This window comes from Siculibacillus lacustris (genome assembly GCF_004328075.1).
Taxonomy (GTDB): Bacteria; Pseudomonadota; Alphaproteobacteria; order Rhizobiales; family Ancalomicrobiaceae; genus Siculibacillus; species Siculibacillus lacustris.
Genome location: NZ_SJFN01000013.1, coordinates 29,958 through 51,967 on the forward strand (window position 1 = coordinate 29,958; position 22,010 = coordinate 51,967).

Sequence of the window (22,010 nt, forward strand, 5' to 3'; positions counted from 1 at the left end):
TCGGCCGCGACGGCGGGCGTTTCCCGGCGAGAAAGAACGGCATCGGACTCATGGACATCTTCGCGGATTTCGGCGACCGCGTGCGCGCCACCATCGCCCGGCTCGGCTGGACGGCGGCGGACGGCGCCCCGCTCGATCTCTCCCGGGTGGTGGTCGAACCGCCGCGCGACGCCGCCCACGGCGATCTCGCGGTCAACGCCGCCATGGTGTTGGCCAAGCCGATGGGCAAGAACCCGCGGGCCCTGGCGATCGAACTGATGGGCGAACTCGCCGCCGACCCGGACATCGCCGAGACCGAGGTCGCCGGCCCCGGCTTCCTCAATCTGCGTCTGACCCCGGCCTATTGGGGCGCCTTCCTGGCGCGCGTCGTCGCCGCCGGCCGCAGCTACGGCCGCGGCACCGTCCCGCGCGGCGCGGTCAACGTCGAGTATGTCTCGGCCAACCCGACCGGCCCGATGCACGTCGGCCATTGCCGCGGCGCCGTGGTCGGCGATGCGCTGGCCAATCTCCTGGCCTTCGCCGGTCACGCGGTCACCAAGGAATATTACATCAACGACGCCGGCGCCCAGGTCGACGTCCTCGCCCGCTCCGCCCACCTGCGCTACCTCGAAGCCCTCGGCGAGACCATCACCATCCCCGAAGGCCTCTATCCCGGCGACTATCTGAAGCCGATCGGCGCCGTGCTCGCCGCCCGATACGGCGACGCCTTCCGCGACCGCCCCGAATCCGAATGGCTCGACACGGTGCGCACCGCCACCATCGATGCGATGATGGTGATGATCCGCGCGGATCTCGCCGCGCTCAACGTCGTCCACGACGTGTTCTTCTCGGAAAAGAGCCTGCAGACCGGCCCGGCCGGCGACCGCGTCGCCGAGGCCATCGCCACCCTGCGCGACGCCGGGCTGATGTACGAGGGCCGCCTCGAGCCGCCCAAGGGTCAGCTGCCGGAAGACTGGGAAGACCGCGAACAGACGCTGTTCCGCTCGACCGCCTATGGCGACGACGTCGATCGGCCGCTGATGAAGTCCGACGGCTCCTACACCTATTTCGCCTCCGACATCGCCTATCACCTCGACAAGTACCGCCGCGGCTTCCGCGACCAGATCGACATCTGGGGCGCCGACCACGGCGGCTACGTCAAGCGCATGAAGGCCGCGGTCGGGGCGATCTCCGGCGGCGAGGCCTCGCTCGACGTCGAGCTGTGCCAGTTGGTCAAGCTCTACCGGGCCGGCGAGCCAGTGAAGATGTCGAAGCGCTCCGGCGACTTCGTCACCTTGCGCGACGTCGTCGACGAGGTCGGCGTCGACGCGGTGCGCTTCATGATGCTGTTCCGCAAGTCCGACGCACCGCTCGACTTCGACTTCCAGAAGGTCACCGAACAGTCCAAGGACAACCCGGTCTTCTACGTGCAATATGCCCATGCCCGCACCGCCTCTGTGTTCGTGCAGGCGCGCGAGGGTCTGCCGGGGCTCGATCTCTCCGACGAAGGTCTGGTGACGGCCCCCCTCGAACGACTCGTCGATTCCGGCGAAATTGGTCTGATGAAGCGTATCGCCCAATGGCCGCGGGTCGTCGAGGCCGCCGCGGAAGCTCACGAACCCCATCGCATCGCCTTCTTCCTTCATGATCTGGCGAGCGATCTCCACGGTCATTGGAACCGCGGCAAGGATCTGCCACAATTACGCTTTGTTAACGTTGACGATCCATTGTCGTCACATGCCCGACTGGCGATGGTCCGAGCCGTCGCCGTCGTGCTCGCGTCCGGGCTCGCAGTTCTCGGGGTCAATGCCCCCGACGAGATGCGGTGAGGACGACGGGCGGGCCAGGAATGCGCCGTGGGGCCGAGCCCGACCGCGTCGATACGAGGTAGTCCCGTCCCATGTCCGAACCGATGCGTCAGCCCCCCGTCGACCCCTCCGCCATCCAGGGAGGGGCGCTGCGCGATGCCGGCCTGCGCCCCGGCCGGCCGATGAGCGAGGATCCGCTCGAGGAACTGGCTCGCATCCTCGGCGAATCGAGCGCCCATCCGGTCCGCCCGGAGAGCGTGGTCGAAGTCGGTCGGCGCGCCACGCCGACCTTGCCGATGCCGTTGCAACTTTCCGCGCTCGAAGCCGAGTTGTTCGACGAGCTGCGGTCTTCGGTCACCCCCGAGGCTCGCGTCCGCGGCACCTTCGCGCCGGAGGTGAGGCCGATCATGCCGCAGCACCCTGCCGACGACCACGACATCGCCGCCCTGCGCATCACCCCCGAACGCGGCGACACCGCGCCGCCCGCGGTGCCCCAGCCGATCGCCGGCGCCGAGCCGCCGCACGAGACCCCGTGGAACGACTATTACGCCTATGACGAAGGCGTCGCCGCCGGCTCCTACGATCCGGCTCTGGTCTCCGCGCCGCAGCCCCGCGAGGGCGCGAGCCGCGATCCCGCCGCGATGCCGCTCGACGACGGCCCGCGCCCGACCTTCGACGAATTCGGCCGTGCCGAGATCGCCCGCGCCGCCGACGAGGCACGCCCCTACACCACCACCGAACCGGTGATCACCCCCCATCCGCGCCGCGAGCAGCGCGCCGTCCGCAAGCTCGCCAAGCGCAGCAGCGGCCTCGGCACCCGCCTGTTCGTGGCGACCCTCGGCCTCGCCGTGCTGGGCGGCGGCGCCTGGGCCGGCTGGAAGTATTTCGGCCCCGGCGCCGGTTCGGCGCCGACGCTGATTCGCGCCGACGGCAAGCCGATGAAGGTCGTTCCCGAGCCCGGCAAGGCCATCGCGGCCGGCGACGCTCGCCCGACGCTCACCCCCGACAGCGGCGCCGGCGCCTCCAAGATCGTGTCGATGCAGGAAGATCCGGTCGACCAGGTGTCCGGCCGGACGCCGGAAGGGAAGGAAGTGCGGGTCATCAACCCCGGCGCGCCGCGCGCCGGCAGCGACCAGCCCCATACCGTCAAGACCGTGGTGGTGCGTCCCGACGGCTCGATCGTCTCCGACGCCGGCACGGTGCGGCCGCCGACCCCGGTCCGAACCTTGCCGATCGGCGCCGACGGCGCGACTCCGCCGCCGGTCTCGGCGGTGCCGCCGTCGCCCCCGGCCGCGGCCGAACCGCCGCTGCAGTTGCAGCTGCCGCCCGAGGCGAGTGCCGCACCGCGCCCGATCGCCGTGCCGCTGCCGACCGACGCCCCCACCTCCACCCGTGTCGCGACCCCGCCCAAGGCCGCCGTGGCTCCGGCGCCCGTCACCCCGCCGCCGGCCGCAGCGCCCAAGCCCGCGACCGCTCCGGCGCCGACCGTGCTCGCCGTGCCCAAGCCGACGGTACCGGCTCCGACGCCGACCGCCGCTCCGGCCGCCCGTGCCCCGGCCGGCGCTCCCTTGGCGCTCGGCCCGGTCGGCCCCCGTCTCGCCAACGCGCCGGCGGCACCCGCTCCGGTCGCCGCCGCCCCGGTTCCGCTCGCGCCCGCCGTCGCCTCGGCGCCGCCGGCCGCCGCCGGCTCGGGCGAGTGGATGGTCCAGATCTCGGCGTCCAAGTCCGATGCCGACGCGCGGCGCTCCTTCGCCGACGCCCAGCGCCGTTGGTCGGCCCTGTCCGGCCGTTCGGTCGACGTCCAGCAGGCCAATCTCGGCGACAAGGGCGTGTTCTATCGGACCCGCGTCTCGGCGGGAACGCGCGACCAGGCGACCGCGTTGTGTGAACAGCTGCGCGCCCAGGGCGGGCAGTGCATGGTCGTCAAACGCTGAACGACCGCCGACCGATCTCGTCACGACCCGCCCCGCCGCTTCCCGCCGGGCGGGTCGTCGTTTGTCTCCCCCCTCTGGGAAAGGCCCCGCCATGACCTCGTCCGCCCTGATCTGCGGTTGCCGCGGCCCCGTGCTCGGCGCCGAGGAAATCGCCTTCTTCCGCGATGCTCGCCCCTGGGGCTTCATCCTGTTCGCCCGCAACTGCGTCGATCCCGACCAGATCCGCGCCCTGACCCGGGCGCTCCGAGAGAGTGTCGACCGCCCCGACGCGCCGATCCTGATCGATCAGGAGGGCGGCCGCGTCCAGCGCCTGAGGCCCCCCCAATGGCCGGCCTATCCCGACGGCCGCACCTATGGCGAGGTCTTCGTCCGCGATCCCGCCGAGGGCCGCCGCGCCGCCCGCCTCGGCGGCCGCCTGATCGCCGCCGATCTCGCGAGCCTCGGCATCGACGTCGACTGCCTGCCGGTGCTCGACGTGCCGGTCGACGGCGCCCACGACGTGATCGGCCGCCGCGCCTATGCCACCACCCCCGACATCGTCTCCGAACTCGGCCGCGAAGCCGCCCATGGCCTGCTCGCCGGCGGCGTCTTGCCAGTGATCAAGCACATCCCCGGCCACGGCCGCGCCGGCGTCGACAGCCACCACGACCTGCCGGTGGTCGACACCGACCTGACCACGCTGGAAGCCATCGACTTCGCGCCGTTCCGCGACCTCGCCGAGATGCCGCTGGCGATGACCGCCCACGTGGTCTATCGGGCGATCGACCCCGACCACCCGGCGACCACCTCTCGAACCGTCATCGACGCGGTGATCCGCGGCTTCATCGGCTACGACGGCTGCCTGATGTCGGACGATCTGTCGATGCGGGCGCTGGCCGGCAGTCTCGCCGAGCGCACCGTCGCCGCCCTCGACGCCGGCTGCGACCTCGTCCTCCACTGCAACGGCGATCTCGACGAGATGCGGGCGGTGGCCGGCGCCGCTCGTCCGCTCACCGACCGCGCCGCCGAACGCGCCGCCCGCGCGCTCGCCGCCCGCCGGACGCCGGACGCGATCGACCCCGCCGCGCTCGCCGCGGACTTCGCCCGATTGACGGCACCGCCCTCGGTCTGACACACCCGTCCGAGGACCCGCCACCCGCGGGACCGACGGGGGAGCGAGCGTGAGCGCCGACGACGCCACCGATCGGACCGAACCCACGCGCCCCGGCGACCGCGCGGCGTCGGCGGACGATTGGGCGCGTCCCCCGCGCATCGCCCCCGAGCAGCGGACGCTCGACGTCGGCGACACCCTGGTGATCGACGTCGACGGCTTCGAAGGTCCGTTGGACCTCCTGCTGGCGCTCGCCCGCACCCAGAAGGTCGACCTCGCCCGCATCTCGATCCTGCAACTGGTCGATCAATATCTCGCCTTCGTCGAGCGGGTGCGGCAGCGCCGGCTCGAACTCGCCGCCGATCTCCTGGTGATGGCCGCCTGGCTCGCCTATCTCAAATCGCGGCTGCTGCTGCCGTCGCCGGCCGCCGACGACGAGCCGAGCGGCGAGGAACTGGCCGCGGCGCTGGCCTTCCGCCTGCGCCGGCTCGGGGCGATGCGCGAGGTGGCGGCCAAGCTGGTCGCCCGCACCCGCCTCGGCCGCGATGTCTTTCCCCGCGGCGCCGCCGAATCCGCGGTGCTCTCGTCCCATGCCGAATGGCGCGCCGACCTCGGCGACCTGCTCGGCGCCTATGCCGGGCTGCGCCAGAAACAGATCGTCACCTCGGTCCGCGTGGTCGCCCGCTCGGTGTGGACGCTCTCCGACGCCCGCGACATCCTGGAGCGGATCGTCGGCGAGACCGCCGGCTGGGTGCCGATCCACGCGCTCGTCGCCGATTGGGCGCCGCCCGACCAGCGCGCCACGGCGATCGCCTCGACCTTCTCGGCGAGCCTCGAGCTGGTCCACGAGGGCCGCATCGAACTGACCCAGTCGGAGGCCTTCGCGCCTCTGTGGGCCCGCGCCCGCACCGACGGCCGCCCCGACCCCGATCCCGAAACCCCGTCCGAACCGCAAGGAACGCCGCCGCCGTGATCCCCCCCGTGACCGATGGCCGCGCCGAGGCCGCGGCGGCCGACGACCTCTTCACCGCGGAAGCCGCGACCGAGGCCCGCCGCCTCGTCGAAGCGCTGATCTTCGCCTCGACCGAACCGGTCGCCGAGGCCGATTTGGCGCTGCACGTGCCGGCGAGCATCGATCTCGCCGCCCTGCTCGCCCGCCTCGTCGCCGACTATCGCGGCCGCGGCGTCGAACTCGTCCGCGTCGCCGGTCGCTGGCAGTTCCGCACCGCCGCCGATCTCGCCCCCCATCTCACCCGTTCGATGGTCGAGCCGCGCAAGCTCGGCCGGCCGGCGCTCGAGACCCTGGCGATCATCGCCTATCACCAGCCGGTGACCCGCGCCGAGATCGAGCAGATCCGCGGCGTGGCGGTGGCGCGCGGCACCCTCGACGTGCTGCTCGAGACCGGTTGGATCCGCATGCGCGGCCGCCGCCGCACCCCCGGGCGTCCGGTGACCTGGGGCACCACCGATGGCTTCCTGGTCCATTTCGGCCTCGACGCGATCCAAGATCTGCCCGGTCTCGAGGAATTGAAGGGCGCCGGCCTGCTCGACGGCCAGATCCCGGCGGGCTTCCAGGTGCCGGTCCCGACCGATGCGCCGCAACTCGGCCCCGACGAGGATCCGCTCGATCCCGCCGATCTCCTCGACCTCGAGGATCCCGATGCCGACGCGGGATCGCTCGCCGAGGACGACGGCGCGCCCTGAGCCCCGCATCGACCGCGCGGCCGGGCATTTCGCCCCTCGCTGGGGCCGGTTGCGGGGGGGGACCCTTTTTGCCATAGTGCGGCCCGCCGTGGACAGGGGGGCCGTCGGTTCCGATCGCCCCCGCAGGAGAGACGAAATGGGTTCCTTGAGTATCTGGCATTGGCTGATCGTCCTCGCGGTCGCCCTGTTGTTCTTCGGCGGCAAGGGCAAGATCTCCGACCTGATGGGCGACCTCGCCAAGGGCATCAAGAGCTTCAAGAAGGGTCTCGCCGACGAGGAGACGCCGCCGCCGGTGGCTCCGGTCCCGCCGAAGACCCTCGAAGGCCGACCCGGCGAGCCGGTGGCCCACCAGGACGACAAGTCGAAGACCGTCGGCTGAGACGGTTCGCCGGAGCGGTCCGCCGGATCGCTCCCCTCGACGGACGGCAGGACACGCCGGCGATTCGCCGCCCGCGTGGCTCCGCCGCCGGTTCCCCCGAGCTTCACGGCCGAGGCCGGGCTCACGTGGCGGTAGGACATGCTCGACATCGGTTGGAGTGAGATCCTGATCATCGCGGTCGTGGCGTTGATCGTCGTCGGCCCCAAGGAACTGCCGCAACTGCTGCGCGTCGCCGGCCAATGGGCCGCTCGCGCCCGGCGGATGGCCGGCGAGTTCCAGTCGCAGATGAACGAAGCGATCCGCGAGGCCGAACTCGACGACGTCCGCAAGAGCGTCCAGGATCTGCGCGCCCTGTCGCCCAAGGCCCTGCTCGCCGAGCAGATCGGCTCGGTCACCGAGAGCCTCGCCAAGGTCGAGCGCGAGACCAACGCCGAACTCGCCCGCCTCGACGCCGGCATCGCCCCGACCCCGCCCGCCGAACCCGAGATCGCCGGTCCCGAAGTCCCCGGCACGGTCGTCGTCGACCCGCCGGCGATCGAAGCCGGCTCGCTTGCCCCCGCGCCGATCCCGGCGGCCGAGACGCCGCAGTTCGGCGACGCCGCGCCGCTCGCGCCTCACGACACGCCCGCGGCGACCGCCGTCCCGGTCGAGAAGGACCCGACCCGGCCATGAGCGAACCCGACGACGAGATCGAGGCCTCCCGCGCCCCGTTGATGGAACATCTCCTGGAACTGCGGAGCCGCCTGATTCGGGCGCTGGCGGCACTGGTGGTGGCCTTCCTGTTCTGCTTCTACTTCGCCAAGGGCCTCTACAACGTCCTGGTGTGGCCCTACGATCTCGTCATCCGCAACATGACCGGCAAGCCGGCGACGATGATCTTCACCGCGCCGCAGGAATTCTTCATCACCCAGATCAAGGTGGCCTTCTACGGCGCGATCTGCATCGCCTTCCCGATGATCGCCGTGCAGATCTACAAGTTCGTGGCGCCCGGCCTCTATCGCCACGAGAAGAAGGCCTTCCTGCCCTATCTGGTGGCCACCCCGGTGTTCTTCGCGCTCGGGGCGACGCTGGTCTATTTCATGCTGCCGATGGTGCTCGGCTTCTTCGCCGGGATGCAGCAGTCGGGCAACGACGGCGGCATCAAGATCGAGCTCCTGCCCAAGGTCTCGGAATATCTGTCGCTGGTGATGTCGCTGACCTTCGCCTTCGGTCTGGTGTTCCAGATGCCGGTGGTGCTGACCCTGCTCGGACGGATCGGCATCGTCACCTCCGCGGGCCTCCGGGCCAAGCGCCGCTGGGCGATTCTGATCGCCTTCATCGTCGCCGCGGTGCTGACCCCGCCCGATCCGCTGTCCCAGATCTCCCTTGCCCTGCCCACCATCCTTCTCTACGAAATCACCATCTTCGCGGTGCGGATGGTCGAGCGGAAGGACGAGCCCGAGGCGGAAACGCCGGCGACGCCACCCGAGACCTGACCGGGCCAGCCGGCTCGTCGACGCGGGCCGCCGCCATCATGTCCGAGGACGTCTCCCATGCACGACATCAAGTGGATCCGCGACAACGGCGCCGCCTTCGACAAAGGTCTCGCCGACCGCAACAAGCCGGCGATGGCCGAGGCGCTGATCGTCCTCGACGAGGCCCGCCGCGCCCAACTCACCCGCCTCCAGGAACTCCAGGCCCAGGCCAACGCCTCGGCCAAGGCGATCGGCGCGGCGATGGGCCGCAAGGACACAGCCGAAGCCGAGCGCCTCAAGGCCTCGGTCGCGGCGATCAAGGCCGAGATCCAGAAGGGCGAGGCGGACGCCCGCGACCTCGAGACCGAGCTGACCGAGGTGCTGGCCGGCATTCCCAACCTGCCCGCCGCCGACGTGCCGGTCGGCCGCGACGAGAGCGACAACGTCGAGGTCCGCCGCTGGGGCACGCCGCGCGAGTTCGACTTCGCGCCCAAGCAGCATTTCGAGCTCGGCGAAGCCCTCGGCCAGATGGACTTCGAGACCGCCACCAAGATCTCCGGCGCCCGTTTCGTGCTCCTGAAGGGCCAATTGGCGCGGCTCGAGCGGGCGCTCGCCCAGTTCATGCTCGATCTCCACACCGACACCCACGGCTACACCGAAGTCAGCCCGCCGTTCCTGGTGAAGAGCGAGACCGCCTACGGCACCGGCAATCTGCCGAAGTTCGCCGAGGATCTGTTCCGCACCGAAACCGGCCTGTGGCTGATCCCGACGGCCGAAGTTCCGGTCACCAACATCGTCCGCGACGAGATCCTGACCGAGGCCGAGCTGCCGCATCGCTACACCGCCTGGACGCCGTGTTTCCGCTCGGAAGCCGGGTCGGCCGGTCGCGACACCCGCGGCATGATCCGGCTGCACCAGTTCGCCAAGGTCGAGCTGGTGTCGATCACCACGCCGGAGGCGTCGGAAGCCGAGCACGAGCGGATGACCGCCGCGGCGGAAGAGGTGCTGAAGCGCCTCGGCCTGCCGTTCCGCACCATCGCGTTGTGCACCGGCGACATGGGTTTCGCCTCGAAGAAGACCTACGACCTCGAGGTCTGGCTGCCCGGCCAGAACGCCTATCGCGAGATCTCGTCCTGCTCCAACTGCGGCGACTTCCAGGGTCGCCGGATGAACGCCCGCTACCGCCCCGCGGAGGGCAAGGGCACGCGCTTCGTCCACACCCTCAACGGCTCCGGCGTGGCGGTCGGCCGCTGTCTGGTGGCGGTGCTGGAGAACTGGCAGAACGCCGACGGCTCGATCACCGTCCCCGACGCGCTGCGCCCCTACATGGGCGGCCTCGAGCGGATCGGCTGACGGGGCGAGGCGCGGCCCTTTCCCTTCTCCCCTCGTGGGAGAAGGTGCCGCGAAGCGGCGGATGAGGGGGCGCCGCGCAGCGGCGGGCGACCGGCGTGGCCCCTCGGGCATCGGGACGGGCGGGGAGGCCCGGCCCCTCATCCGGCCTCCGGCCACCTTCTCCCACGAGGGGAGAAGGAACGCCCCGTGCCCCGACGCCTCGCGCGCCCTTGCCCCGGTGCCCGGCGACGTCCGCCCCCGCGCGGCCCGACCCACCTCGTCCCGCTCGACGCCGCTTGTCCGCGCCGCGCCCTCGGCCTACCCTGATGCCGACCCCTGAGTTCGATCCCACCGAGGTGCCGTGATGAGCGAGCGAGATTCGAGCGATTCGTCCGGCCCGACGCCGCCCCACGCCCACGGCAATGGTGCGCCGGTCTATCCCCCGGGCTACGATCCGATCACCCACACCTTCAAGCTGCCGGCCACCGCCGGCGTCGCGGCGCCGGCCGCGACGGATCCGGCGGTCTGTCCCGTCGACCATGCCGCGCTCGCCCAGAGTGGCGTGTCGCTGCGCCCGGCCGCCGGCGAACGGCGCACCATGGTGGTGACCGGCGCCAGCCGCGGCATCGGCCATTCGATCGTGCGCAAGTTCGCTGCCGAAGGCTGGCGCATCATCACCATCTCGCGCCATCCTTTCGAAGGCGCCCGCTGCCCCTGGGAGGCCGGCCCGGAAGACCACGTCCAAGTCGATCTGGTCGATCGCCAGCAGCTCGGCCTCGCCATCCACGACATCAAGCTCCGGATCGGCGACGGCCCACTGCATGCGCTGGTCAACAATGCCGGCATCTCGCCCAAGGGGCCGGAAGGCCAGCGCCTCAATTCGCTGACCACGCCGTTGGAGACCTGGATGCAGGTGTTCCACGTCAATCTGCTGGCGCCGATCCTGCTCGCCCGCGGCCTGTTCGACGAGCTGAAGCGCGGCCAGGGCTCGGTGGTCAACATCACCTCGGTGGTCGGCCACCGCGTCCACCCCTTCGCCGGCACCGCCTATGCCACGTCGAAGGCGGCGCTGACCGCGCTCACCCGCGAGATGGCCGCCGACTTCGCGCCCCACGGCATCCGCGTCAACGCCATCGCCCCCGGCGAGATCTTCACCGACATCCTGTCGCCCGGAACCGAGGAGAAGTTCCTGCCGCTGATCCCCATGCATCGCCTGGGGCGCCCCGAAGAGGTCGCCGAGCTCGTGCATTTCCTGTGTTCGGCGGCGTCCTCCTACATCACCGGCGAAGAGATCAACATCAACGGTGGGCAGTTGCTCTGAGATTTTCGTCCGTTTGGTAAAAATGCTTGGGGTCTTGCGCGAAAACGCGGATTTTGAGACCGCCGACCTATGATTTCGACCAAAGTTGCAATCCGATTGGGCACGTCACCTGAAATTCTGGCGCCAAAATCGGCGTGACATTTTATTGGGCGCGGCTCAGCATCGAGGCTGCTCTACACGGTTCCGCCGGTTCCGGATCACCGGAGCGACGGCGAACCGCCGAGGAGATAGGACCATGGGTGCTGCGAGCACGACCGCGATCCAGACCAGCCGAAGCGAACGTCTCACCGATCCGGTGGAACGGATGTCGCCCCTTCCGCCCGCCAAGGCCAATGCGGAAATGGCGCTGTTCGGCATCTACGAGATCTCCAAGATCCTGACCCGGCCGTCTCGGCTCGAGACGACCCTGTCGAACGTCGTCAACGTGCTGACCTCCTTCCTGCAGATGCGCCGCGGCATGATCGTCGTCCTCGATTCCGCCGACGAGGTCGAGATCGTCGCTGCCGCCGGCTGGGCCGAACAGAAACACGGCGCCGCCCGCGCCATCGATTCGCTGCCGCGGCCGGTGATCGACCGCATCGTCGCCACCACCACGCCGCTGGTGGTCCAGGACGTCGCCCACGAACCCCTGTTCGCCGGCGCCAAGGATCTCGACAGCGACCGCGCCGAAGCCCGCGTCTCCTTCGTCGGCGTGCCGATCAAGGTCGACCTCAAAGTCGTCGGCACCCTGTCGATCGACCGCGTCTGGGACGGCCGCACCCAGTTCCGCATCGACGACGACCTGCGCTTCCTGTCGATGGTCGCCAATCTGGTCGGCCAGACCGTCCGCCTCCATCGCATCCTCGCCGCCGATCGCCAGCGCCTGCTCGACGAACGTGGCATGCTGGAGAAGGCGCTCGGGGCGGAACTCGCCGAACGTCACGCCGGCGTCCCCAAGGTGGAGGGCATTGTCGGCGAGAGCGACGCGGTGCGCCGGGTGCTGGCGACCATCGCCGTGGTCGCAAAATCCAACTCCACCGTGCTGCTGCGCGGCGAGAGCGGCACCGGCAAGGAGCTCTTCGCCCGCGCCATCCACGACCTCAGCCCGCGCAAGGCCAAGGCCTTCATCAAGCTGAACTGCGCCGCGCTGCCCGAGAGCGTGCTCGAGAGCGAGCTGTTCGGCCACGAGAAGGGCGCCTTCACCGGCGCCGTCGGCCAGCGCGCCGGCCGCTTCGAACTGGCCCACGGCGGCACTCTGCTGCTCGACGAGATCGGCGAGATCTCGCCGTCGTTCCAGGCCAAGCTGCTGCGCATCCTCCAGGAGGGCGAGTTCGAGCGGGTCGGCGGCAGCCGCACCCTCAAGGTCGACGTCCGTCTGGTCTGCGCCACCAACAAGAACCTCGAGGAGGCGGTTGCCAAGGGCGAGTTCCGCGCCGATCTCTACTACCGCATCAACGTCGTGCCGGTGTTCCTGCCGCCGTTGCGCGAACGCCCGGGCGACATCCCCCATCTGGCGCGCGCCTTCGTCGGTCGCTTCAACGCCGAGAACGGCCGCAAACTGACGCTCGCGCCCTCCGGTCTCGACGTGCTGTCGCACTGCTATTTCCCCGGCAACGTCCGCGAACTCGAGAACTGCGTCCGCCGCACCGCCACCCTGACCCACGGCGAGACCATCACCGCCGCCGACTTCGCCTGCCACAGCGGCGACTGCCTGTCGTCGCTCCTGTGGAAGAGCGCGCCGAAGAAGCCCGGCGCCCCCGATCCGATCACCGTGCTCGCCTCGGGCTTCCCGGTGGTGGCGCCGACGCCGCTGCCCGCCGCCGCCCCGCCGCCGCCCGCCGCTTTCGATTCGAGCGGCGAATCCGGTCCCGCCGGCCTGTGCGAACACGCCGACGCCAATTGCCCGGCGCTCGGCGGTCGCCCGTCGGAGCGCGAGCGGTTGATCGACGCGATGGAGCGTTCCGGCTGGGTCCAGGCCAAGGCCGCCCGCATCATGGGGCTGACCCCGCGCCAGATCGGCTATGCCCTGAAGAAGCACGGCATCGAGCTGAAGCGCTTCTGAACCGGGCGCAGACGGCGAAGGCGCCGATCCGCCTTCGCCGTCACGCCGCGAGCGGCATCACCACCCGGTCGCGGCCCTTGGCCTTGGCGACGTAGAGGGCACGATCGGCGTCGCGCAGTTGGTCCTGGAAGACGCCGGGCGCGTCGCCGGTGAAGGCGATGCCGGCGCTGACCGTGCCCTGCACCACGGCGCTGCCGATGTCGATCGTCTGGGCGGCGAAGGTGGCGCGGACCCGCTCTGCCGCGGCGCGGGCGGCCGCCGCGCCGGTCTCCCGCAGAACGGCGGTGAATTCCTCGCCGCCGAGTCGCGCGATGGTGGCGGTCGAGCCGAGACAGGCCCGCAGCGTCTCGGCGAAGCGACACAACACCACGTCGCCGATGTCGTGGCCGAACCGATCGTTGATCGTCTTGAACCGGTCGAGGTCGAAGGCGATCACCGCGGTGTGCGGCGCCAGGGGCCGGCGGTCGTGGAGCTCGTAGAGGGCGCGCCGGTTGAGCAGGCCGGTGAGGGCATCGGTCAAGGCGTCGATGCGATGATGGAGCGCCCGTCGCCACTGATTGAGCGACAGCGACACCGCGCCGATCGCGGTGAAGGCGCCGATCCACACGACCATGCCGAGGTCTTCGGCCCAATTGCGCGGGGCGACACCGATCACCATCCGGCCGTCGTGGGCGAGCACCACGGCGCACAGCGCGAAGGCGAGGCCGCTGGCCCCATAGAGCAGCGTCAGGCCGATGATCGGGACCCGCGCCATGGTCCGGCCCTTCCAATAGGCCCGCGCCGTGGCGATCAGGAACAGCGCGGCGACCGTGTTCTCGAAGATCAGGGCGAGACCGTCCCACCCGGCCGCCATCGGCCCGACCGACACCACCCAGCCGACGACGACCGCCCGCGAAATCCGACCGAACGGCAACCGGCCGTCGCGGAACTGCACGGCCGCCCCCCAGACCAGCGCCATGGCCGGGACCAGCACCGCCAAGGACACGATCAACATCGTCGGGTGCGGGACCGCCACATAGGAGCCGTAGAGCATGGTGAAGGCGACCAGCAGGATCAGCCCGGCGGTCCAGGTCAGGAGGAAGCGGTCGATGGGTGCCGACAGCCAGACCACGAACATGGCGACGGCCAGGCTCGCGCCCGAAAAGCCGATCGACTGGAGGAGCGTCCCGTAGTCGAGCGACATGACCCCCCCATCCTCCGGCTCGAGACCAAGAGCTTTGCTTGAAACGCCACCTTACGTCGTTGGTCGTAAATGAAGACCTAAAATTCCAAGGCAGTGCGAACAACACCGCGCGTCGGAAAATTCGAACATGCGCGTCAGGTAGTAGAGTAACGAAGGAAACGGTTTCCAATGTCGCGATACCGCATGAGAAGAAATTGCGTTCGTATTGGTATCTTTCGAGATTTCGGCCGGTGAGCATTTCGAGTTCGGCCAGGGGATCGGAGGGGGTGATGGTGATATCAAGTAAAAACGCGTATATCATTTCACTTACGCGACACGGTGCAGACCATGGGACCCCGCCTCGTCGTTTTCGCAGCGCGCCACCCCACCCTGCCGACGTCGGCTCTGTCGCACACCCGACACCAATGTCGGCAAGGTCGCGAATCCCCTCGGTCGGCGTGACGGTTTCGTTGAAAAGGCTCGTCTTTCGGCGCTGGCACGGCCCTTGCGAACTTCCCCTCGCGCCATGCCGAGGGGAGTGGTCCGATGAACCAGCCGATGATTTCTCTGGAAAGCCTGTTTCAGCCGATCGATGTCGACGCGCTGGAAAAAGCCGCCACGTCCGGGGGCTGCGCGTCGTCGTCCTGCGGGTCGTCGGCCAAGCCCGCCGACATGGCCGCCGACGTCTGGGACCGTATCAAGGACCATCCGTGCTACTCGGAAGAGGCCCACCACTATTTCGCGCGGATGCACGTCGCCGTCGCGCCGGCCTGCAACATCCAATGCAACTACTGCAATCGCAAGTATGATTGCGCCAACGAGAGCCGTCCCGGCGTCGTCTCCGAGAAGCTCACCCCCGATCAGGCGATGCGCAAGGTCGTGACGGTGGCCAACGAGGTGCCGCAGCTGTCGGTGCTCGGCATCGCCGGCCCGGGCGACGCCTGTTACGACTGGACCAAATCCAAGTCGACCTTCGACGCGATCTCGCAGCAGATTCCCGACATCAAGCTGTGCATCTCGACCAACGGTCTGGCGCTGCCCGACCGCGTCGATGATCTCGCCCGGATGAATGTCGACCATGTCACGATCACCATCAACATGGTCGATCCCGAGATCGGCGCCCAGATCTATCCCTGGATCTACTACAACAAGCGCCGCTACGAGGGCATCGAGGCCGCCCGCATTCTGCACGAGCGCCAGATGCTCGGCCTGGAGATGCTGACCGCCCGTGGCATCCTCACCAAGATCAACTCGGTGATGATCCCCGGGATCAACGACCAGCATCTCCTCGAGGTCAACAAGTGGGTCAAGGAGCGCGGCGCCTTCCTGCACAACGTCATGCCGCTGATCTCCGATCCCGCCCACGGCACCCACTTCGGCCTGACCGGCCAGCGCGGGCCCACGCCGATGGAGCTCAAGGAGTTGCAGGACGCGCTCGAGGGCGGCGCCAAGCTGATGCGCCACTGCCGCCAGTGCCGCGCCGACGCGGTCGGCCTGCTCGGCGAGGACCGCGGCCAGGAATTCACCCTCGATCAGCTGCCGGAGACGATCACCTACGATCCCTCCAAGCGCGAGGCCTATCGCGAGATCGTCGCCCGTGAGCGCGGCGACCACGTCGCGGCCAAGGAAGCCGCGGTCGCCACCGTCAAGGAGACCGCCGCCGACGCCAAGCTGCTGGTTGCGGTCGCGACCCAGGGCGGCGGCCGCGTCAACCAGCACTTCGGCCATGCCAAGGAGTTCCAGGTCTACGAGGCGGGGCCGAAGGGCATCACCTTCGTCGGTCACCGCAAGGTCGAGGCCCAGTACTGCGAAGGCGGCTGGGGCGAGGATGCCACGCTCGACACGGTGATCGCCGCGCTCGAGGGCGTCCAGGTGGTGCTCTGCGCCAAGATCGGCGAGTGCCCCAAGGACCTGCTGACCGCCGCGGGCATCCGCGCCACCGACGATTGGGGCTTCGAATACATCGAGACCGCGATCGGCGAACTCTACCTGCGCGAATTCGGCGTGGAGACGACCGCCGCCGTCGCCTGACGGGGCCCGTCCCACGACGATGGTACGGCGGGGCCCGCGCGCTCCGCCGACCTCCGACGGCCCACCGTCGGACTCCCGACCCTCGAGACCCATCAGGAGACAGGCCATGGCCTTCAAGATCGTCGCTTCCCAGTGCACCACCTGCGGCGCCTGCGAATTCGAATGCCCCTCGGCGGCCATCCGTTTCAAGGGCGAGGTCTACATCATCGACCCCGCCAAGTGCACCGAGTGCGAAGGCGCCTTCGAGACCCAGCAGTGCGCCGCGGTCTGCCCGGTGCCCAAGACCTGCATCAAGGCGGCGGCCTGACGCCGCCGATCGACGGTTCGCCGGCGAAGGGGACGCCGACCATGGACGGTCCGATCCGAAAGTCCGCGCAGCCGATGCTGCAACCGGTCGAAGAGGACGAGGCGGTCGATTGGCTCGGCCGCCCGGTGTCCTGCACCGACTGCCCGCACGAGGAGAACCGGCGTGCCGGTCTCTGCGAGTTCGGGCGCAGCTGCGTGTTCGACCGGCGGGGCCGGCGCATCGACCGCTTCTTCGCGGCCGATCCCGCCCAGGCCGACCGCTACCTCGATCATCCCTATTTCGAGGTGCGGACGCTGGCCGCCAAATATGCCTCGCCGTTCCGCCTCACCGCGCTGATCGGCGACGCAGAGCCCGACGTCCGCGCCATGGTGGCGCTGCGTCTGCCGACCCCGCGCATCCGCGGCTTCGTCGGTGATCCCGACCGCCGTGTCCGCATGACCGTGGCGCGGCGGCTGGAGGGCGAGGATCTGGTGCCGCTGCTGGTCGATCCCGACTATGCGGTGCGTCTGGCGGCGGCGCGACGGGCGCCGCCCGCGCTGCTCGCCCGGGTGATGCACGACGCCGACGCCGACATCCGCCGCGAGGCGGCGCGCCGGGTCGACGAACATCTGCTGCCGGCGATGGCCGGCGACGAGGATCCGACCGTCCGGCTGATCGTCGCCGAGCGGATCCGCCCCGAACGATTGAAGATCCTGGCGTCGGACGTCGACGTGCGGGTGCGTTTCACGGTCGCCGAACGCAGCCCGGTCGACGACCTCGGGCGCTTCGTCGACGACGCCGAAGAGGTGGTCCGCGAGGTGGCGCGCCTGCGCCTCCAGGCGCAAGGAGGGTCCGATGGGTCTGGGACGTGAAGAAGAGGTCGAGATCCGCAAGCCGCCGGTGTTCAAGCCCGGCGAGCGGGTGCGCGCCAAGCGTCTGGTCAAGAACGACGGCACCTATCCCCGCAAGGAGATCGGCGAGCCCTTGGTGCTGAAGGGCGACACCGGCTACGTCCGCGACATCGGCACCTTCCTGCAGATGTTCTACGTCTATGCGGTCGAGTGGCCGGAGCGCGGCACCATCGTCGGCATGCGCGCCAAGGAGATGATCAGCCTCGACCGCCTCGAGGCCGAGCCCGCGCCGACGGCGATCGACGCCGCGGCGGCGGAATGACCCCCCGGCGGCCGGCCGTCGGTCGCCGCGATCCAGTAGGGCGGCCGGCCCACCGGTCGCCGCGATCCCGTCCGATCGGCCCACGGTCGGCGCGAGTCCCAGAGGTGCCCACCATGAAGATCATGATCCGCAACACCCCCAAGGGCCTCTCGGCCTATCTCCCCAAGAAGGATCTCGAGGAGCCGATCGTCGAGATGGAGAAGGAGGCGATGTGGGGCGGCACCATCAAGATCAAGAACGGCTGGGTCTTCGACCTGCCCGAGATGCCCGCCGACACCAAGCTGCCGATCACCGTCAACGCGCGAAAGCTCGGCGACGAGGAGTGAGGGGAGGGCGGCCCTTCCTTCTCCCCTCGCGGGAGAAGGTGGCCGAAGGCCGGATGAGGGGTTGGGCCTTTCGTCCGCACGATCCCGAGAGGAACGCCCGCGCCCCCTCATCCGCCCCTGCGGGGCACCTTCTCCCACGAGGGGAGAAGGGAAGGGGGCTCCCCACGGTCTGCTCGACCGGCACCGCTCTCGCACACCCATCGCGCTGCGGCGCCACCCGTGAAAGGGACGATCGATGACCACCCTGGCGACCCGTACCGAACCGCTCGTGCTCTCCGGCGCCGCCGCCGAAGCCCGTCTCCTGGAAGCCCGCGCCGGCCTCCTCGCCGATCGGCTGGTGCCCTATCTCGGCCCCGACCTGCTGGCGATCGCCGGCACCGCGCCGGTGCCGCTGCTGCCCGAGACGGTCGCCGCGGCGCTCCACGCCAAGGCGCCGGCGCCGGCCCGCATCCGCACCAACATGTGGTCGGTCGGTCAGTTCATCGAACAGCGCCGCCATCGCAAGACGCTGATCGCCTACATGGCCGAGATTTTCGCGGCCAGCCCCGAGGCGACGCCGCTCCATGCCTGGCTCGCCGGCCTGCCGCTGTCGCTGGTGGTCGACACCTGGTACGACGGCGCCGCCCGCGCCGCCTTCGCCGCCACCGAACGCGGCGACTGGATCGAGGTCCAGGGCGTCACCCGCTCCGGTGAGAACCGCGACATCTGGACCAAGGTCTACGATCCCGCCGGCGCGGAAGTGCTGCCCGAGGCCGCCGACGGCGCGAAGACCGTGCTCTACAAGCCGCACGGCGCGGTCACCCCGGCCAAGAACTTCCTGATCGCCGACAGCGACTACGTCGAGGTGCTGACCGAGATCGACATCCAATCGCCGATCCCCGAGGTGGTCAAGCGCCTGCGCACCGACCGCAGTTTCCTGTTCCTCGGCTGTCGCTTCCACGACCAGATGCTCCGGACCTACGCCCGCCAGATCGCCAAGCGCTCGGCCGGCGCGCATCTCGGGGTCGTCGACCTCGCCACCGCCAAGAAGAACGAATTGAAGTTCTTCGCCGAAATGGACGCGACCGTGCTCGATCTGCCGCTCGCCCGCGCCGTCGAGATCCTGGTCGGCTGAGGTCGACGGCGGCGAGATCGTGACCCTCGCCGCCGATTCCAATCAGGCGCGCTTGGCGGCCCGCTCGATCCAAGACGCGAAGGCCGCGAGATAGGCGGCCATGAAGTCGCGCGTGCCGGGCGAGACGAAGCCGCCCTCGGCGTCGAACAGCTGTCCGGCGTTGCTCAGATAGGCTTCCGGCTGCTGCATCGCCGGCACGTCGAGGAACACCAGCATCTGACGCAGATGGTGGTTGGCGCCGAAGCCGCCGAGCAGGCCTTGCGACAGCGAGATTATCGCCCCCGGCTTGCCGCTCCACACCGCCTTGCCATAAGGCCGCGAGCCGACGTCGATGGCGTTCTTCAGCGAGGCCGGCACCGAGCGATTGTATTCCGGCGTGACGAACAGCAGGCCGGCCGCCGGCGCGATCTCGCGACGCAGCCGCGCCCACGGGGCCGGACCGCCCTCGACGTCGAGATCGGGGTCGTAGAGCGGCAGATCGCCGATCTCGACGAGGCGCAGCGCCAGACGCGGATCGGCGAGGCCGATCAGGGCGTTGGCCAGCGTCCGCGAAATCGAGCCCTTGCGCAGGCTGCCGACGAGAACGGCGACGTCGTAGGGAGTGGTCATCGAAAAGTCCTTCGGGAGAGAACGGGTCATGGGGAAAGGGCGGGCAGGGCGGCCATCGGCCGGGAGCCTGCCCGCCCGCCGAACCTATCGCACCGCAATAAATTCCTCCCTTCAAAGTTTCGTGGTGTCGCAGCGTCCCGCGAGCCGTTGCCGATCGCCCCGCGGGAGTCCAAACTCCGCGACCGCGCCGCCGGGCGCCGTTCGGGGAGGAATCCGACGTGACGCTGCGCATCGATCGCGAGACCCGCCTGTGCCTGTCGATCTCGGCCCGGCCGTCGAACTTCGGCACCCGCTTCCACAACTACCTCTACGAGGAGCTGGGCCTGAACTACGTCTACAAGGCCTTCGCGATCACCGACCTCGCCGGAGCGGTCGCCGGCATCCGGGCCTTCGGCATCCGCGGCGCCGGCGTGTCGATGCCGTTCAAGGAAGCGGTGATCGCCTTCGCCGACGAGCTTCGCCCCTCGGCCGCGGCGATCGGCGCGGTCAACACCCTGGTCAACGACGGTGGCCGCCTGACCGCCCACAACACCGACTACATCGCCGTCGCCCGCCTGGTGGTCGACCACGGCGTGCCGCCCGCCACCCCGGTGGTGCTGCGCGGCTCCGGCGGTATGGCCAAGGCGGTCGCCGCCGCGCTGTGCGACGCCGGATTCCGCTCGGGGACGGTGGTCGCCCGCAACGAAGACGCCGGCCGGGCGCTCGCCGCGCGCTGCGGCTGGGAGTGGTCGCCGACGTTGGCGCCGAAGCCCGGCGAGGCGATGCTGGTCAACGTCACCCCGATCGGCATGGCCGGCGGCCCGGATGCCGACGAACTGGCCTTCCCGGCGGAGGCGATCGGCACGGCGACGGTGGTCTTCGACGTGGTCGCACTGCCCTCCGAGACGCCGATGATCCGCGTCGCCCGCTCGCTCGGCCGGCCGGTGATCACCGGTGCCGAAGTGATCGCGCTGCAGGCGGTCGAGCAGTTCGAGCTCTACACCGGCCGCCGTCCGGCCGCCGACCAGATCGCCCGCGCCGCCGCCTTCGCCCGCGCCTGAGCGCCCCGCATGGCCGCCCCGGCGTCGACGGGGGAGGCGGCGAGGGCGCCGCGCTTGCGTCTAGACTGGCGCGATCGTTGCCCCGAGGAGCCCCGCCCGATGAAGACCGTCCATTCGCCGCTCCATGCCGGTCATGCCGGCCAGCTCGAACTGACCGCCGGCCGCCTGCTGCCCGGTTTCGAAGTGCCCGAGCGGGCCGAGATCATCAAGGCGCGGATCGAGGCGGTCGGGCTCGGGCCGATCCTGGCGCCGACCGCCCAGACCCTCGACGTCGCGACCCGGGTCCATCGCCCCGATTACGTCGATTTCCTCGCCCGGGCCTGGGATCTGTGGATCGCCGCCGGCTACGAGGGGCCGGCGCTGCCCTTCGTCTGGCCGACCCGCGGCCTGCGCGACGACCTGCGGCCGGACAAGATCACCGCCCTGCTCGGCTACTATTCCTTCGACGGCGGCTCGGCCTTCGTCGCCGGCACCTGGGGGGCCATCGAGAGCTCCTATGCCGCGGCCCTCACCGCCGCCGATCTGGTGGCCTCGGGCGAGCGCGGCGCCTACGCGCTGTGCCGTCCGCCCGGCCACCATGCCGGGGTCCGGGCCGCCGGCGGCTACTGCTATCTCAACAACGCCGCCTGCGCCGCCACGCGTCTCAGGGACGCCGGGGCCGCCCGGGTGGCGATCCTCGACGTCGATTTTCATCACGGCAACGGCACCCAGGAGATCTTCTGGACCCGCGGCGACGTCGCCGTGGTCAATCTCCACGGCGATCCGGCGACCGAATATCCCTATTTCCTCGGCGCTGCCGACGAGCGCGGGGTGGGCCCCGGCGAGGGCTTCAACCTCAATCTGCCGATGGCGGCGGGTGCCGACTGGGCGATCTGGGGCGAGGCGCTGACGACCGGCCTGTCGGCGATCCGCGCCTGGGGGGTGGATGCGCTGGTGGTGTCGCTCGGCGTCGACACCTGGGAGGGCGATCCGATCAGCCACTTCCGCCTGAAGACCTCCGACTATCCGCGCATCGGCGCGGCGATCGCCGCGCTCGGCCTGCCGACGGTGTTCGTCCAGGAGGGCGGCTACGCGGTGGCGGCGATCGGCGACAACGCCGTCGGGGTGCTCGAGGGCTTCGAGGGGCGGTGAGGGGGCTCTCGGTGGGTCGGCGGACGCGGAGTTCGCCGTCGGCGCTGCAGACCCCTCTCCCTGTCCCTCCCCCACAAGGGGGGAGGGGACGATGGG

General features: G+C 70.1%; 21 protein-coding genes. 19 read left to right on the plus strand and 2 right to left on the minus strand.

All coding sequences use genetic code 11. From position 1 onward, the window contains the following. Positions 1-50: 50 nt before the first annotated feature. From argS to nifA, 11 genes are all read left to right on the plus strand, one after another. Positions 51-1,808 carry an arginine--tRNA ligase gene (argS, locus tag EYW49_RS10285; RefSeq protein WP_131309246.1) on the plus strand — a complete coding sequence of 586 codons (1,758 nt, stop codon included), beginning with the start codon at positions 51-53 and terminating at the stop codon, positions 1,806-1,808. Positions 1,809-1,879: 71 nt separating this feature from the next. After that, a complete protein-coding gene (locus tag EYW49_RS10290) occupies positions 1,880-3,721 on the plus strand; it encodes an SPOR domain-containing protein (protein ID WP_131309249.1) in 1,842 nt (613 codons plus the stop codon). Positions 3,722-3,812: 91 nt separating this feature from the next. After that, entirely contained in the window at positions 3,813-4,832 is a 1,020-nt protein-coding gene (gene nagZ / locus EYW49_RS10295; protein WP_131309252.1) for a beta-N-acetylhexosaminidase, read from the plus strand. A 139-nt stretch (positions 4,833-4,971) separates the two neighbouring features. Continuing rightward, a complete protein-coding gene (locus EYW49_RS10300; protein ID WP_131309410.1) occupies positions 4,972-5,784 on the plus strand; it encodes a segregation and condensation protein A in 813 nt (270 codons plus the stop codon). Between the two features lie 8 nt (positions 5,785-5,792). Continuing rightward, entirely contained in the window at positions 5,793-6,515 is a 723-nt protein-coding gene (scpB, locus tag EYW49_RS10305) for an SMC-Scp complex subunit ScpB (RefSeq protein WP_265937394.1), read from the plus strand. A gap of 136 nt (positions 6,516-6,651) precedes the next feature. Continuing rightward, positions 6,652-6,894 (plus strand): twin-arginine translocase TatA/TatE family subunit, encoded by a 243-nt coding sequence (locus tag EYW49_RS10310; protein WP_131309255.1) that lies wholly within the window; start codon positions 6,652-6,654, stop codon positions 6,892-6,894. A gap of 138 nt (positions 6,895-7,032) precedes the next feature. Then, positions 7,033-7,566 carry a Sec-independent protein translocase protein TatB gene (gene tatB / locus EYW49_RS10315; protein WP_131309258.1) on the plus strand — a complete coding sequence of 178 codons (534 nt, stop codon included), beginning with the start codon at positions 7,033-7,035 and terminating at the stop codon, positions 7,564-7,566. Next, positions 7,563-8,369: a twin-arginine translocase subunit TatC gene (gene tatC, locus EYW49_RS10320; RefSeq protein WP_131309261.1), complete on the plus strand. Its 807-nt coding sequence runs from the start codon at positions 7,563-7,565 to the stop codon at positions 8,367-8,369. The genes tatB and tatC overlap by 4 nt, the downstream gene beginning before the upstream one ends. Before the next feature lie 57 nt (positions 8,370-8,426). Next, positions 8,427-9,701, plus strand: coding sequence for a serine--tRNA ligase (gene serS / locus EYW49_RS10325; RefSeq protein WP_131309264.1), 1,275 nt, complete (start codon positions 8,427-8,429; stop codon positions 9,699-9,701). 343 nt (positions 9,702-10,044) lie between these two features. Further along, positions 10,045-11,001: an SDR family NAD(P)-dependent oxidoreductase gene (locus tag EYW49_RS10330; RefSeq protein ID WP_131309268.1), complete on the plus strand. Its 957-nt coding sequence runs from the start codon at positions 10,045-10,047 to the stop codon at positions 10,999-11,001. Positions 11,002-11,236: 235 nt separating this feature from the next. Continuing rightward, positions 11,237-13,042: a nif-specific transcriptional activator NifA gene (nifA, locus tag EYW49_RS10335; RefSeq protein WP_206365445.1), complete on the plus strand. Its 1,806-nt coding sequence runs from the start codon at positions 11,237-11,239 to the stop codon at positions 13,040-13,042. A gap of 40 nt (positions 13,043-13,082) precedes the next feature. Here nifA and EYW49_RS10340 read toward each other — a convergent pair whose 3' ends face one another. Beyond that, positions 13,083-14,225 (minus strand): GGDEF domain-containing protein, encoded by a 1,143-nt coding sequence (locus tag EYW49_RS10340; RefSeq protein WP_131309271.1) that lies wholly within the window; start codon positions 14,223-14,225, stop codon positions 13,083-13,085. Between the two features lie 525 nt (positions 14,226-14,750). Here EYW49_RS10340 and nifB point away from each other — a divergent pair. The 6 genes from nifB to EYW49_RS10370 all read left to right on the plus strand — a co-directional run bounded on the left by nifB (position 14,751) and on the right by EYW49_RS10370 (position 19,134). Beyond that, positions 14,751-16,235 carry a nitrogenase cofactor biosynthesis protein NifB gene (gene nifB, locus EYW49_RS10345; protein ID WP_131309274.1) on the plus strand — a complete coding sequence of 495 codons (1,485 nt, stop codon included), beginning with the start codon at positions 14,751-14,753 and terminating at the stop codon, positions 16,233-16,235. A 106-nt stretch (positions 16,236-16,341) separates the two neighbouring features. After that, complete coding sequence (locus EYW49_RS10350) at positions 16,342-16,542, plus strand: 4Fe-4S dicluster domain-containing protein (protein ID WP_131309277.1); 201 nt, start codon at positions 16,342-16,344, stop codon at positions 16,540-16,542. Positions 16,543-16,583: 41 nt separating this feature from the next. Next, on the plus strand, positions 16,584-17,393 hold the full coding sequence (locus EYW49_RS10355; protein ID WP_228259561.1) for a 4Fe4S-binding leucine-rich repeat protein: 810 nt from the start codon (positions 16,584-16,586) through the stop codon (positions 17,391-17,393). After that, positions 17,377-17,694: a nitrogen fixation protein NifZ gene (locus EYW49_RS10360; protein ID WP_131309280.1), complete on the plus strand. Its 318-nt coding sequence runs from the start codon at positions 17,377-17,379 to the stop codon at positions 17,692-17,694. Before EYW49_RS10355 ends, EYW49_RS10360 begins: the two co-directional genes overlap by 17 nt. Positions 17,695-17,807: 113 nt before the next feature. Further along, complete coding sequence (gene nifT / locus EYW49_RS10365) at positions 17,808-18,020, plus strand: putative nitrogen fixation protein NifT (protein WP_131309283.1); 213 nt, start codon at positions 17,808-17,810, stop codon at positions 18,018-18,020. 235 nt (positions 18,021-18,255) lie between these two features. Next, entirely contained in the window at positions 18,256-19,134 is an 879-nt protein-coding gene (locus EYW49_RS10370; protein WP_131309286.1) for an SIR2 family protein, read from the plus strand. A gap of 42 nt (positions 19,135-19,176) precedes the next feature. Here the strand turns inward: EYW49_RS10370 and EYW49_RS10375 are convergent, their stop codons facing one another. After that, complete coding sequence (locus EYW49_RS10375) at positions 19,177-19,743, minus strand: NADPH-dependent FMN reductase (RefSeq protein ID WP_131309289.1); 567 nt, start codon at positions 19,741-19,743, stop codon at positions 19,177-19,179. Between the two features lie 218 nt (positions 19,744-19,961). Between EYW49_RS10375 and EYW49_RS10380 the strand changes: the two genes are divergently transcribed. After that, positions 19,962-20,783: a shikimate 5-dehydrogenase gene (locus tag EYW49_RS10380; protein ID WP_131309292.1), complete on the plus strand. Its 822-nt coding sequence runs from the start codon at positions 19,962-19,964 to the stop codon at positions 20,781-20,783. A gap of 99 nt (positions 20,784-20,882) precedes the next feature. Then, on the plus strand, positions 20,883-21,914 hold the full coding sequence (locus EYW49_RS10385) for a histone deacetylase family protein (protein ID WP_131309296.1): 1,032 nt from the start codon (positions 20,883-20,885) through the stop codon (positions 21,912-21,914). Positions 21,915-22,010 lie beyond the last annotated feature (96 nt).